The following is a 14,143-nucleotide window of genomic DNA, read 5'->3' as shown; positions in this document are numbered from 1 at the left end:
TCCGAGCAGCTACTACGACGATCACCGCTATAGCGGTGCTGTATCACATCCTGCATTTCTTCGGCGAGAGAAACGAGCTGCGGTCCGCGGCCGCCGGTCGGAGCGACTCCGGCATTTATTTACGGCGACACTTCCCCTACAACTGCACTGTCTGACCTCAATGACGTATCTTCGGGTGCTCGTCGGTCGCTGGTCGCGCCGGGACCGACTCGCGGTGCTGGTTATCGCGCTGACGGTAGCGCTGCTGGTCGGCGCCGCGCTGCTCGTCGTCGCCGCCGGCGACCAGACGCACAACCTCGCGGCCGAACACGAGGGGAACGCGTCGGTCGTCGGCTACGACTCGGTCGACCGCGCGAGCCAGGCGGCGGGTCCCGACGACGTCGTGCTTCCGACGGCGACCGCCGTCGGCCCCGAGGGTGACACCGATCGGATCGTCGGGATTCCCGCTGACGCCCCGGCGCTCGGACTCCCCGCCCAGCCCGACGGTACCGTCGTGCCCGACGCGAATGGAGAGACGTGGCGCCTCGAGGGGAGCGGAGAAACGACGACGACGGAAGTCGAGCCCGCAAACGCCTCGGACGGGGTCGTCCCACCGACGTGGCTGCGGACGACACCCGCGACGCTCGAGGAGGTCGGACCGACGGGCGCGCTCGTCGTCTCGCCGGCCGACGGGGACGGGAACGAAGATCGCGAGGGTGCTCCGGTTGTGGGGGCGCTCGAGTTCTTCACGCAGGGTGCCGACGACGTCCTCGGGATCGTCCGGACGGGCGTCGCCGCCGCCGGCGTGATCGTCGCCGCGACGCTCTCGAGCGTCGTCCGGATGACGATCCGGGACCGCGCGCGAACGATCCGGGTGGCTCGAGCGACGGGCGCACCGCCGCGGCGAATCCGGACCGCGCTCGCGGCGCGAGCCGGGGCGATCGCAGCCGCTGGCGGCGTTCTCGGCTACGCGATCGGCGTCGTCGTCACCAACGCGGCGGTGACCGCCGCGATCGTGGTCGGCCTGCCGACGACCCTGTCGGTGACGGTGACGCCCGACCTCATCCGGTTCGTCGCCGCGATGCTCGCCGCGATCACCCTCGTCGGGATCGCGACGGGCTACGTCACGGCTCGCGCCGCGACGACGAAACCGCCTGCACTGGTCGGTCGCGACGGCCACGATCGGGGCTCGAGCACCCCGAGCGGACGGCTCCGACGTATCGGTGGCGGCGTCCGGGGCCGCCTCGGGCCGACGGTGCTCGCGGCACGGACGGTCGTTCCGACGACGGCGACGCTGTCGACGTTCGCGGTGATCGTCCTGCTCGTCGCGTCGCTCGGAACGATCGGCGCCTCGCTGTCGACGGCCGGGGCGACGGTCGCCGATCCCGACGCCTCGCACCCGGCCGAGAGCCGGGTGTCGGCCGACTACGCCGAGACCCTCGCGGAGCGAGGCGTCCCCGCTAGTCCGGAGATCCTGCTGTTCGCGAGCCACGGCGAGGAGCCGTACCTCGTCCGCGGCGTCGACTACGCCGCGTTCGAGTCGGTCTCCGACGCCCGGATCGCCGACGGGGATCCGCCGGCCGACGACGAGGAGGCCGTCGTGGGCGTCGAACTGGCCGACGCTCTCGAACTCGAGCCCGGCGACGAGCTCGCGGTCGGCGGCAGCACCGACCCCGCAGTCGGAGTGGTGACCGTCGCCGGCACCGTCGAAACCGGCGGGTTCGCGGATCACCAGCTGCTGGTCTCGCTGCCGACGGCCCGCCACCTGTCGGGGCTCGAGTCGGACGAGGTGAACCAGATTCGAACGACCGCGACCGGGGTGTCCGACGCGGCCGAGAGAGCCGAGACGGAGTCGGTGACGGTCGTCGACCTCGAGGCGCCGGATTACGTCCGTCCCGGCGAGACGGTTTCCGTCGAGGCAACCGTCTGGAACCCCACGACCGAGACCGTCGAGCGGGAGCTCGAGGCAACGTTCGGCGAGGCCGAACAGCGCCGATCCGTCGAGCTCGGGGGCTACGAGCGACGGACCGTGGCGTTCGAGCTGTCGGCGCCGCCGGCCGGCGAGTACGAGCTGTCGGTCGGCGACGACGAAACGACGGTCACCGTCGACGACGCGCCGCCGCTTGAGTCGCTCTCGCTACCGGAGTCCGGTCCGACGGGTGCGTCGCTGTCGGTTCCCGTCCGCGAAACGACCGGGGACCCGGTCTCGAACGCAACCGTCGAAATCGGGAATCAAACGGCCGAAACCGGGTCCGACGGCGTCGCCCGGATCGAGCTGCCGGAGGCACCCGGTACGTACGACGCGACGGTTTATTCGGGCGAACGCGAGCGAAACGAGACGATTCGAGTGGCCCACGATACCGACCCCGAGCCGGCGACGTCGCTGTCGATCAGCCCGTCCTCGCCCTCGGTTCACGCCCAGCCGACCGCGACGGTCGACCTCGAGAACCCTTGGGACCGCCCGCTCGAGACCGAGATCGAACTCGAGGGCACCGGGACGACCGATCGAACGACGGTGGCTCTCGATCCCGGCGAGACGGCGACGCGAACGGCGACGCTGTCCCGCCAGCCACCCGGCGAACACACCGTTGCCGTCGGGGCCGGAGATCGAACGCTGGCGACCGCGGAGTACGAGGTCGTCGGCGACGACCGCGTGGTGAGCGCGCTCGCCGCCAGCGGCCACCACCGATCCGACGGCGGTATCGAGTCGGCGGTCGAGTACGCGATGGGGAACCTCCAGGTCCTGCTGAGCGCGCTGACGGGGCTCGCGGCGGTGACCGTCGTCGGGGCGACCAGTGCCGTCCTCGCGCGGGCGATCCGCGCCCGTCGTCGGACGATCGCGATCTACCGCGCGACGGGGGCCTCGCCGGGGCGCGTGCTCGCGATCGTCCTCGGGGACGCGGCGCGGATCGGAACCGTCGCCTCCGCCGCCGCGGTCGGGATCGGGATCGTCGCCCTCGAGGCCCTCGCCGCGGCGGGTCGGCTGACGGCCTTCGGTATCTCGCTCGAGCCGCGACCGACGGCGACGGTCGCGCTCGGCGTCTTCGCCGGCGGCCTCGTTCTGACGCTGCTCGCGGCGCTCGTCGCGACCCTACCCCTGGTGTGGCGCTCGCCGGCCTCGCTGCTGTCCGAGCCCTCGGCGGGACCGACGACCACCGACCGCCGCGCACGGCTCGACTCGAAGCCGGAGCGAAAGCAACAACGGGAGCCGGAGCCGGCAGCTGACTCGAGCGACTGACGGACCGTCCTGGACTCGAGTCCGTCCGCGGGTCGCCGCCGTTCGCCGAAGAGGTACAGCTATTTGAGCAATGGGTTCCAACCGACCCTCGTGACCACCGACGAGCCCGTGCTGGCCGCGACCGACGTCTCGATACGTCGCGGGGGCCAGCCGATCCTCGAGGCGCTGTCCCTGTCGATCCCGGCCGGCTCGCGGACGCTCGTTCGAGGGCCGAGCGGCGCCGGGAAGTCGACGCTGTTCTCGGTGCTCGGGCTGCTCGAGCCGCCCGACAGCGGACGGGTGTTCGTCGACGGGACGGACGCCAGCGGCCTCTCGGAGCGCCGACGGGCCCGGCTTCGCCGGGACGCGATCGGGTTCGTCTTCCAGGACTTCCAGCTGGTGCCGGACCTGACCGCCCGCGAGAACGCCCTGTTGCCCCAGCACCACGGCGGCGAGCGCGACGAGGCGTGGGTCGACGAACTGCTCGAGACGCTCGCGGTCGCCGACCGGGCCGACCGGTATCCGGCGACGCTCAGCGGCGGCGAGAAACAGCGGGTCGCGATCGCCCGCGCGCTCGCGAACCGACCGGACGTCGTGCTGGCTGACGAGCCGACCGGACAGCTCGATCCCGAGACGACCGAGCGCGTGGCGGGGCTGCTCGTCGACGTCCAGGAATCGGCGGGGACCGCGCTCGTGACGATCAGCCACGACCCGTCGCTCGAGGGGCTGTTCGATCGAACCGTGACGCTTCGAGACGGACGGCTGCTCGAGGAGTAAGCGAACTGCGTCTGAACTGACGGCGGCCCTCTCCGAAGGATGTGCCCGTCGATCGCACCTCCAAACTGTGTTGGAGTGGGAAATTTATCCTCCGTTCGCATCCGATAGGACGCGGACTATCCAGACGCTCTCTGGAACCGCCGCACACGGCTGGCCGTCGTTCGACGGCCACTCGTGGACATCACCCCTTTGCCGTTCCTCTCTCCGCAGTTCGATACTGACAGCCGTGGTGTTCGTGGACACAGTTCAGCCAATATTTATATCGCAGGCCGTTGCCGTCCTCTGTGATGTCCACGAGCGAACAGAAATTCGCGAGCGAACAGAAGCTAACGGTTCCGGACGAGCTTGGATCGCCGCAGGCCAAACTCGTCTATCTGGCGCTGCTCGAGACGGAGGAGGCGACGGCGAGCGAACTTCAGCAGCTGCTGGGGCTGTCGAAACTGACACTGCTGCCGACCCTCTCGTCGCTGGTCGCTGAGGGGTACGCCCAGCGGAGGAAGGGGACGTATGTCAGCCGATAAGCGAACGGCGGATCCAGCCGTAACTGCCGACCTCGAGGACGGCCTTCGGGTCGACTGTTACGTTCGGCCGACCGTCCCGACCGCCGCCGACGACGCGATCGGTCACGTCGTCGAGCGCCTCGAGCGACTGCAAGACGACGGCACCGTCGACGAATTCCGGATCGTTCGGTGGCCGCCCGACGGGGACGCCGGCGACGGTCCTGAATCGACGCGCAGCGAGGTCGTCGCCGAGTTCGAGCGCTGGGCCGAACAGCGAGGCCGTTCGCTCGAGCCGGCGTTCCGGCGGCGGGAACTCCCGTCGTCGCCGCTCTCTCCGAGCGCCGACTCGCGCGAGGAGGTTCGCGTTCCGATCGTCACCCTCGCACTCTACGGGGGCGACGATGGAGGAGAATCCGACGAGGCGGCGACGGTTCGCGGCGTCGTCCCGCACACGGACCGAACGGCGGAAACGGACCGGACGTGCACCGTCGACGAGTGGCTCTCGACCGCCGAGCGCACCGGGATTGCGGTCGACCAACCGACCGACGAGACGGGGCGGCCCGAACAGGCGACGCTTCTGGAGGGACGACGATGACGGGACGCGAGTCGGACCGCGTCGCGGTGATCGGCGCCTCGATGACCCAGTTCGGACAGCGCGAGGAGTGGATCCTCGAGCTGCTCTCCGAGGCCGGACTCGACTGTCTCGAGGACGCGGGCGTCGAGGCCGACGAGGTCGAGCATCTGTACGTCTCGAACATGACCAGCGGGGAGTTCGAGGGGATGACGGGCGTGATGAACGCGCTGGCCCACGACATCGGCGCGATCCCGGCGTACACCCAGCGCGTCGACCAGACGAGCTCCAGTGGTGGGGCAGGGATCTACGCCGCCTGGCAGTCGATTCAAAGCGGAGCGAGCGAGATGACGCTACTCGTCGGCGGTGAGAAGATGACCCACCGGACGACCGGCGAAGCAACCGATATCATCGCCTCGATCGCCCACCCCGTCGAGTACAAAACTGGCGTGACGCTTCCCTCCTTTGCCGGGATGACCGCGCGTCACTACCTCGAGCGCTTCGACGCGCCCCGAGAGAGTCTGGCGAAGGTCGCCTCGAAGAACCACAAGAACGGCGTCGACAACCCCCACGCGCAGTTTCAGAAGGAGGTCGACGTCGAAACGATCCTCGAATCGCCCATCGTCGCCGATCCGCTGCGACTGTACGACTTCTGTCCGATCACCGACGGCTCCGCAGCGATGCTGTTCTGTCCGGAGTCCGTCGCCCAGGAGTACACCGACGAGTACGCCATCGTCGCGGGCGTCGACGGCGCAACCGACACCCACGTCGTTCACGAGCGCGAGGATCCGACGGTAATGGGCGGCGTCGTCGAGAGCGGGAAGGGCGCCTACGAGATGAGCGGCTACGGGCCCGAGGACGTCGACGTCGCCGAACTCCACGACATGTTCACCATCCTCGAGTTCCTGCAGATGGAAGGGCTCGGGTTCGCCGAGCAGGGCGAGGCCTGGGAGTTAGTCGAGGACGGTTACACCGAGCGAGACGGCGAGCTACCGGTCAACACCTCCGGCGGACTCAAGTCGAAGGGGCACCCGCTTGGCGCCAGCGGCGTCGCCCAGGGCGTCGAGATCTACGAACAGCTGGTCGGCGAGGCCGGCGACCGCCAGGTCGAGGCCGACGTCGGGCTCTGTTGTAACGTCGGCGGCTTCGGCAACTGCGTGATTACGACAATTATGGAGGCAGCACGATGACGATGGAAGCGACCCGATACGACGACGGCACGATCAGCTACCCCGGCCACCCGCGCGGCCGGAACGGTGCGGAGCCGGTCGGCACGATCGACCTGAGCGAGCACACCGCCGAGATCGTGACGTGGACGACCAGCACCGCGACGCCGCCGGGCGTTCGGGAGCCCAACCACCTCGCGATCGTCGAGTTCGACGTGGGTGAAGTCGTCGACGACGGCGAGACGTCGGTCCGGGCGCTCGTACAGCTCACGGACGGCGACGTCGAGACCGGCGACGAGGTCGAACCCGTCTACACCGAGGAGCTGCGCGAGCCCGGCGCGGGTATCAGGGAACCCGACAGCCAGGACTGGGACGGCTACCGGTTCGAACCGGTGTAGGACCCGTTTCGGTCCGCTCGTAACCCGACGTGTCAGCGGGAGGCAGGACTCGCGCTCGAGGCGAACGATCGCTGGATCGAGCGCTGCTCGCGACGGCAGAACTCCTTTCGTCGTTCGGGACGATCCGTACTCCATGCGAGGCACGTACAAGTGCGGGTCCTGCAACGCTCACTTCAAGGCGACCCGTCGACAGTGTGGCGTCTGCGGTACGAGCGGGGTCGAGACGAGCCGGGACGCGTGTCGAGGCTGTGGGACGAGTTTCGAAGACTCGGTGTCCCAGCGGTGCCCGCGGTGTGGGTCCGACGACGCCGAATCGGTCTGAGGCGATTCGGACGGACCGTTGTACGTGTTTTCAGTGGAACAACGGCGTCCTGCGGACGTCCCGAAAACTCGTTACAACGGACCGTCTCAGGTGTCGGCGTCCGCGTCGCCCATTCCGGGCTCGTCGCCCTCGAGGTAGGCGTCGTTCCCGCCGGTCGCGACGAAGCGAACCTGCACCGCGGTGTCGCCCGTCGTCTGCTCGTTGATCCGTTCGTCGATCCTGTCGATCAGCTCCGCGTCGTACGTTCCCGGCGGACCGCCGACCTCGACGACGACGGCGTCGATCTGCTGGGTCGCATCGAGCGAGCTATCGACCGGGAGCCCCTCCTCGCGGACCTGGACGTCGACCTCGAGCAGGTAGGCGTCGTCGTACTCCGACAGCACCGCCTCGGACTCCTGCGTCGCCGTCTCCTCGAAGGCCGACATCTGGTAGGAGGAGTAGGTCACGCCGGTCAGAAACAGCGAGAGGACGAGGATCACGGCGAGGAAGACGGCGGCCTGTTTGACGACGCGGCGCTGTGCGATCGAGATCCCGAACCCGCTATCGGGTCGGTAGCCGATGTACCACAGCGTCGCGAGGCCGGCGAGGTTGACCCCGAGGAGGTTGACTAACACGAGCACCGTCGAGCCCAGTGCGGCGGCGGGCATCCCCCAGGCCAGGGCGATGCCGGCCGCGGCCATCGGGGGAACCAGCGCGGCGGCGATCATCACGCCGACGATAGCGACCGAGAAGCCGGTCGCGAGGCTGAGGATGCCCGCGATGCCAGCCCCCAGGGCTACCGGCAGCAGTAGCAGCTCCGGGGCGATCCGTTCTGCCACCTCGTCGATCTCGGTGAGTTCGGCCCCGGGGGGAACGAGAAACATCGACTGGAAGAGCCACGCGACGATCGCCGCGATAACGATTCCGCCGAAGACGCCCGAGAACTGGTAGCGAAGTCCCCTGAAGAACAGGTCGCGGTCGTTGACCACGGTCCCGATCGAGGCGCTCAACGCGGGTCCGATCAGGGGCGCGATCACCATCGAGCCGACGACGACCGCCGGCGAGTCGAGCAGCAGTCCGACCGTCGCGACGATCGAACTGATCAGCGTCATCGCGAAAAAGACGCTGTAAGTCGGCGTCAGCTCCTCCGCTCGAGTCAGTAACTCCTGTCTGGAGATTTCCTCGTCCTGGACCGACTCCGTGGTGTGTTCCTGCTGGAGTTCGTCAAAATCCCTCGAGATAACGGTCTCCGCGTCGGTGACAACCGTATAGGAGTCGTTCTCGATTCCGACGTCCTGAAGCGAGTCGAGGATCGGTTCGACCGCGTTCGTCGGCAGCGGAAACGAGACGATGGAGTCGTACTCCCGGGTCCCGTGTTCCTCCGTGAGAACGTACTCGACCCCCTTTTCTTCCAGTACGTCGAGCACCGCCTCTCGCTTACCCACCGGCACCGTAACCTGAATATGTCGCACTATCTCGTACTGGATACAGACGACGAAAGTTCCTCGGGCGGAAAGTGCGTGTCCGGTTTGCGGGTCGTCGTTCCAGCTGATTCGATCCCCGTGGATCGCACATGTGTCAGAAAATCAGGTTCGACGGACTGAACGTCCGACTCTCGTGAAAAGAGGATTTTACCGAAGACCGTGTGTCTCCGGTATGGATCGGCGAACCCTGATCGGGCTGACGGCGGGAGTCGGAATCACGACAGTGGCCGGCTGTCTCGGGACGGTTTCGGATGCGACAGGATCCGAGACCGAAGAGACGGAGGAGCCGTCGCCGGACCACCTGGTCGTCGGAAACGGCGACGCGGAAGACGGAACCGACGTGATTGTCCGAAACGCCGGCCCGGAGGAGCGAACGGTCGGAATCGAACTCCGTCGTGACGGCGAGACGGCCCTCGAGCGGACGGAGACGCTCCCGTCGGAGGACGCCTTCGAGATCACGCTGCTCGAGACCGGGACCTACGATCTGATCGTCGAGACCGACACCGGACGGAGCGAGACCTCGGTCACACAGCCGACGGACTGTGCGGACGCTCGAACCGAGATCATCGTCTCCGAGTACGGGCTCGAGACGACGACCGCGAGTTCGTGTTGAGCCCCAGTTCGTCGAGTACTGGACGGATCGCGTCTCACCTCGCGGCGTTCGGGCCTACATATACATTGTATATTTGATGGCTTGGCACGAGATGGCGAAATGCAGAAGTATCAGTAATAAAGTAGGTTCGATTCACCCTCGATATGGCTGTTATCGAAATTTGCATATGTAACGGGCAACAACGTCCGACGTCTAGCAGTTCTTCAGGAGGGAAATTTGCACGTTTGAATACGGATAAGGAAGTTCAAACGGATCTCGGTCGTCGGGGTAGAAGTTTGTAAAGGACACACTATGGGTGTACTGTTCTTCATGTTTGGAAATACTATTGGTATGGCAAATTTGGATGATGAAGATCTATTGAGTCGTGAACTAATTCACACACTTTAACTCCATTTCAAAACACCGCCGTCGTTTGGAAGCGGTTGCGACAGGAACCGACTGCACGGTATATTCTTACACACATACTTTTGTAAACCAAATACTATATACTACTATGTAGTCGAATATAGTACTATTTTCTGGAGATATTCGGTAGTAATATCGTCTCTACAGCGACCGAACAACCGACAGAGTCCGTTCTCTCCGCTGGGGAAGCTATCGCTCCGGCGAGTATGTTCTATTTCAGCAACTCTCTACATATTAAATTATTATGGCCGCCGGAGAGAGACTGTCCGGTGCGATGTTGGAATACCCATCCGAATTGTGTGACGAAGTGGTAACAACTGGCCTGAGACATGGGAAACGAGGCATCTCCTGGAGGATATCTTGGATTTACATACAGAAGCATCCACAGGGTCCCGAGGGGGAGCCGAACCGCGAGATTCGAGGTCGAGTGTCGGGTCCGTCCGCGACTTCGACCGTCGGCTGCGCCGACTCGCCGACGAGCCGGTTTCTACTCCGCCAGCTCGCGGAGGTCGAACGAACGACCCGACCTGCGATTCCCTCGGAGTCCGACTGCGAGCTATATAGAACTATATAGTAAGATATAGGTACGACGGCCGGTCATACACCAGTTCGTGAACTCGCGTTCGTATGCACACCACGAATCATCTCGGAAGGAACGATCGACAGACGGGGCGTGATGAGCGGTAGCGCACTCGAGGGTGCGGTAGTCGATCTCGACGGAACCGTCTACCGTGGGGATCGGCCCGTCGCCGGCGCTCGAGAGGGAGTCGAGCGGTTACGTGAGGTCGGTCTCGATCCGGTCTTTCTGACCAACAACCCGACCGGTTCCCGGTCGGGCTACCGCGATCGGCTTCGCTCGCTCGGGATCGACGCGGCGACCGACGAAATCGTCACCGCCGCGTGGATCGCAGCCGACTACCTCGCGACGGCTCATCCCGACGATTCCGCGCTCGTCGTCGGCGAGCCGGCCCTCGTCGAGGAGCTACGACAGGCAGGGGTCGACGTCACGAGCGACCCCGACCGGGCTACCGTCGTCCTGGCGTCGATGGATCGGTCGCTCGAGTACGCCGATATCCGCGCGGCCCTCGAGGCGTTCGAGGGCGAGTCCGATCCGCGATTCTACGCGACCAACCCGGATAGAACGTGTCCGACTGAGACCGGCGAAATCCCGGATACGGCGGCGACGGTCGGCGCGATCGAGGGGACGACCGGCCGCGAACTCGACAGTGTCCTCGGAAAGCCATCGCGGTTCGCCGTCGAGGCCGCCGTCCGACGGCTCGGAACGACACCCGAACGATGTCTCGTCGTCGGGGACCGACTCGAGACCGACGTGGAGATGGGTCTTTCTGCCGGCATGACGACAGTGCTCGTCCTCTCGGGCGTTACCGACCGTGACGCGGTTTCGGCGTCGACCATCGAGCCGGACTACGTCCTCGAGTCGCTCGGCGACATCGGATCGGTTCTCCAGTCATGATCGATATCGACGTACTCATTCACCTCGAGGAGGACGTAGCCAGGATCGTCATCGCGACGCTGCTCGGGATGTTCCTGGGTCTCGAGCGCGAGTGGTCCCAGAAGTCCGCGGGGATCCGAACGTTCGCGCTGATCAGCCTTCTGGCCGCGGTCTTTACGATCATCGACCACGAGGGACTGTTGCTCGTCGGCGGCCTCCTGATCATCGCACACGCCGTGTTGCTGGCCGTGCAGAGTTTCATCGAGGACGAGATCGACGGGCTCTCGCTGACGACGTCGGTGTCGATGCTGGTCGCCTACAGCATCGGCGCGCTCGTCGCCAACGGGTTCCTGATCGAGTCGGTGACGGTGGCGGTGCTGTCGTCGCTGCTGCTCGTCCTGAAGCGTGAACTCCACGAGTTCGCGTGGGGGCTCTCCCGGGAGGAGATGCGAAGCGCCGTCGAGTTCGTCATCCTGGCGTTCGTTATTTACCCACTCCTACCCGACGAGACGGTCGATCCCTGGGGCGCCGTCCAGCCGCGGCTGATCTGGTCGCTCGTGATCGCGATCAGCGCGATCGGGTTCGTCAACTACGTCCTGGTCAAGAAGTACCAGGGGCGCGGGATCGCCGTCACCGGCTTCTTCGGCGGGCTCGTCAACTCGACGGCGGTCGTCGCCGAGATGGGCAAACGCGCGGACAACCAGTCGGGGCTGCTCGGGCTGGCCGTCGGCGCGATCCTGCTCGCGAACGCCGCGATGGCGGTCCGAAATGCCGTGATCGTGGTTGCGTTCGTTCCCGAAGCCGCCGTCATCGTCGGTGCACCGCTGGGTGCGATCGCGCTCGCAGGTGTCGGGATCGCGATGTGGCAAAGCGACTGGCGGACGGAGTTCGAGGCCGACCTCAACTCGCCGTTCAGTCTCCGGAACGCGCTCACCTTCGGTGCGCTGTTTCTCGCCGTCTTGTTGCTCTCGGTCGCTGCCGAGGAGCTGTTCGGCACGACCGGCTTCCTCGCGACGACGTTCCTGGCCGGGCTGGTCTCGAGCGGTACCGCGACGACGACGGCCGTCACGCTCGTTAGCACGGGTCAGATCTCACAGGACGCGGCCGTCGCCGGCGTGATCGCCGGGACCGCTGCGAGCATCCTGGTCAAGACGTTCTTCGCCGCGAGCATCTCCCGGGAACTCGTTCGACCGGTACTGTTCTGGAACCTCGTCCTGATCGGCGTCGGCATCGTCTTCGGCGCACCGGTGTTGCTGCTGTAGGTGCGGGGACGATCGCGTTCGGGTCCGGCCCCGGATCATCGGCAGCGTTTTGCCGGCGGGCCCGATACTACCGCCAATCGATGCTCTTCGGACGCAACGAGGACGACCCGACACCCGGACTCGAGTGGGATCGGGACGGTCCCTGGCTGGACCGCGCCGGGCGATCCGATCGAACGACGGTCGATCACGAGGGCGAAACGTACGTCTGTCGCCACACGACGTCGGCCGACGGCGACTGGTCGATCGCGTACGGTACTCCGGGAAGGGACGGTCAGTCCCGGGGCTTTCTGTTCCGGGAGGGGACCCTCGAGTGGACGACGCCCCTCGAGCACCCGACGCTCGGGCTCGTCGCCGACGACGGGACAGGGCTATTCCTTGAGGACGGGGCCACGGATCGACTGGACGGGACCGTCCGCGTGTTCGATGCCGACGGCAGATCACGGTTCGTCCGGGAGTTCGACGCGAACGTCTCCGACGTCGATCTCTCCGCTGACGGTCGGATCGCCGTCGTTCGGACGAAATCGCCGGACGAGACGACGTACATGATCGACGTCCCGGACGGTTCGGTCCGCGTAACCCACACGAGCAAGTGGGCCAGCCCCAGCCACGCTCGGCTCTACTCGAGCGACGAGGGGTGGCTCGTCTACCTAAGCCAGTCCTTCGAGAAGAAACCCCTGTACGCGATCGACCCGGACGGTGATCTCGTCTGGGAGGGACGGTCGTACCGGCAGATGAAGCCGCTGAGCGCCCGGCTCAAGTCCCGGCTATCGTAGCAGCGGAGCCGCCGACCGGGCCGGCCGATACCGTTCGAGAGCGCGGCTCTACCCGCTTTTCTTTTTAAACCGGCAGCTATAAATATCAGGTTTATCAATACCATTTCGCAATGGCTCGAGAGAACATACCGTGCTGTAGCATCTGCCGGCGGGACCTGCTGGCGGGGGCCGGGGTTGCGGCGACGGGTGCACTGGCTGGTTGTGTGAGCGAGGACGACGACGAGGGAATTCCGGACGACGCCGACGAGGACTTCCCGGAGTGGGACCCCGAAAGTCCCGAGTTCCCGCAGCGAATGTCGACGCTGATGGACTACGACAACGGGACCGTCGAGGACATTCAGGGGTTCGAGGAGCGCGACGAGCCGGTGTACGGCGATCCAGTCCAGGAGACGCCCGAGGACGAGGACGAACTGATCGATCCGGACACCCTTCTATTCGCGATGACTCCGACGGAGGATCCGGCGGCCTACGAGGGGATGTTCGACCCCCTCATCGAGAACATCGAGGAGGAGACCGGCCGGGACGTCGAGAACAATCTGGTCGAGAACTACGCGGCGCAAGTCGAGGCGATGCGCAGCGAACAGCTCCACATCGCCGGGTTCTCGACGGGCCCGCTCCCGTTCGCCGTCAACCTCGCGGGGGCCGTCCCGTTCGCGATTCAGGTCTCCGAGGAGGACGCCGGCTACTTCCTCTGGGCGATCACTCACATGAGCAACACCGACATCAACTCCGTCGAGGACTTCGAGGGCCGGGCGGGCGCACACGGCGACCCGTCCTCGAACTCCGGGAACCTGATGCCGCGGGCGATCTTCGAGGATCAGTTCGGCGTCGAGCCCGACGAGGATTACGACGTCGAACACATCGGAAGCCACGAGAACCTCATCCTGTCGGTGTACCACCAGGACCACGAGGTCGCCCCCGTCTGTAGCTACTGCGTGACCCGCGTCGCCGACCGCGGCGACGTCGATCCGGACGATATCAAGGTCGTCTGGCAGAGCGACCCGATCGTCACCACCGGGTTCTCCTACCGGCACAACCTCCCGCCGGACGTCCAGGAGGGAATCGAGCGAGCGTTCCTCGAGTACGACTACTCGGACACGGAACTCGCAGAGGAGTTCGACGGACGCGGCCAGTTCACCGAGATCGATTATGCGACCCACTGGCACGACATTCTCGTCACCCACGAGGCCAACGACGTGGACCTGACCGATCCGGGCGACATCGACTAACAGCGCGGGGACCAC

At 65.9% G+C, this 14,143-nt stretch carries 12 protein-coding genes; 11 read left to right on the top strand and 1 reads right to left on the bottom strand.

The features are described from left to right. Positions 1-160 precede the first annotated feature (160 nt). From ACFEMD_RS06980 to ACFEMD_RS06955, 6 genes are all read left to right on the top strand, one after another. Positions 161-3,217 (top strand): FtsX-like permease family protein, encoded by a 3,057-nt coding sequence (locus tag ACFEMD_RS06980; protein WP_394740295.1) that lies wholly within the window; start codon positions 161-163, stop codon positions 3,215-3,217. A gap of 90 nt (positions 3,218-3,307) precedes the next feature. Then, on the top strand, positions 3,308-3,973 hold the full coding sequence (locus ACFEMD_RS06975; RefSeq protein WP_394740294.1) for an ABC transporter ATP-binding protein: 666 nt from the start codon (positions 3,308-3,310) through the stop codon (positions 3,971-3,973). Positions 3,974-4,260: 287 nt separating this feature from the next. Beyond that, positions 4,261-4,494 carry a helix-turn-helix domain-containing protein gene (locus ACFEMD_RS06970; RefSeq protein ID WP_293033240.1) on the top strand — a complete coding sequence of 78 codons (234 nt, stop codon included), beginning with the start codon at positions 4,261-4,263 and terminating at the stop codon, positions 4,492-4,494. After that, positions 4,481-5,068: an HTH domain-containing protein gene (locus ACFEMD_RS06965; protein ID WP_394740292.1), complete on the top strand. Its 588-nt coding sequence runs from the start codon at positions 4,481-4,483 to the stop codon at positions 5,066-5,068. The genes ACFEMD_RS06970 and ACFEMD_RS06965 overlap by 14 nt, the downstream gene beginning before the upstream one ends. After that, entirely contained in the window at positions 5,065-6,234 is a 1,170-nt protein-coding gene (locus tag ACFEMD_RS06960) for a thiolase family protein (protein ID WP_394740289.1), read from the top strand. The genes ACFEMD_RS06965 and ACFEMD_RS06960 overlap by 4 nt, the downstream gene beginning before the upstream one ends. Next, positions 6,231-6,608, top strand: a complete 378-nt coding sequence (locus ACFEMD_RS06955) for a PhlB family protein (protein ID WP_394740287.1) — start codon at positions 6,231-6,233, stop codon at positions 6,606-6,608. Before ACFEMD_RS06960 ends, ACFEMD_RS06955 begins: the two co-directional genes overlap by 4 nt. A 408-nt stretch (positions 6,609-7,016) precedes the next feature. Here ACFEMD_RS06955 and ACFEMD_RS06950 read toward each other — a convergent pair whose 3' ends face one another. Next, positions 7,017-8,381 carry a TIGR00341 family protein gene (locus tag ACFEMD_RS06950; protein WP_394740286.1) on the bottom strand — a complete coding sequence of 455 codons (1,365 nt, stop codon included), beginning with the start codon at positions 8,379-8,381 and terminating at the stop codon, positions 7,017-7,019. A 184-nt stretch (positions 8,382-8,565) separates the two neighbouring features. Between ACFEMD_RS06950 and ACFEMD_RS06945 the strand changes: the two genes are divergently transcribed. The 5 genes from ACFEMD_RS06945 to phnD all read left to right on the top strand — a co-directional run bounded on the left by ACFEMD_RS06945 (position 8,566) and on the right by phnD (position 14,128). Further along, on the top strand, positions 8,566-9,006 hold the full coding sequence (locus tag ACFEMD_RS06945; protein WP_394740284.1) for a hypothetical protein: 441 nt from the start codon (positions 8,566-8,568) through the stop codon (positions 9,004-9,006). A gap of 1,081 nt (positions 9,007-10,087) precedes the next feature. After that, the gene (locus tag ACFEMD_RS06940; protein WP_394740283.1) at positions 10,088-10,885 is read left to right on the top strand and encodes an HAD-IIA family hydrolase; all 798 of its coding nucleotides are present in this window, start codon (positions 10,088-10,090) and stop codon (positions 10,883-10,885) included. Beyond that, a complete protein-coding gene (locus ACFEMD_RS06935; protein ID WP_394740281.1) occupies positions 10,882-12,126 on the top strand; it encodes an MgtC/SapB family protein in 1,245 nt (414 codons plus the stop codon). The genes ACFEMD_RS06940 and ACFEMD_RS06935 overlap by 4 nt, the downstream gene beginning before the upstream one ends. A gap of 80 nt (positions 12,127-12,206) precedes the next feature. Next, positions 12,207-12,899 (top strand): NHL repeat-containing protein, encoded by a 693-nt coding sequence (locus tag ACFEMD_RS06930; protein WP_394740279.1) that lies wholly within the window; start codon positions 12,207-12,209, stop codon positions 12,897-12,899. Between the two features lie 110 nt (positions 12,900-13,009). Further along, positions 13,010-14,128, top strand: coding sequence for a phosphate/phosphite/phosphonate ABC transporter substrate-binding protein (gene phnD / locus ACFEMD_RS06925; protein ID WP_394740276.1), 1,119 nt, complete (start codon positions 13,010-13,012; stop codon positions 14,126-14,128). The last annotated feature ends 15 nt before the right edge of the window (positions 14,129-14,143 follow it).

Source organism: Natronococcus roseus, from assembly GCF_043677095.1.
Classification (GTDB): Archaea; Halobacteriota; Halobacteria; order Halobacteriales; family Natrialbaceae; genus Natronococcus; species Natronococcus roseus.
The sequence above is the reverse complement of the archived record's forward strand: the minus strand, read 5'-3'. Positions and strand labels throughout refer to the sequence as shown.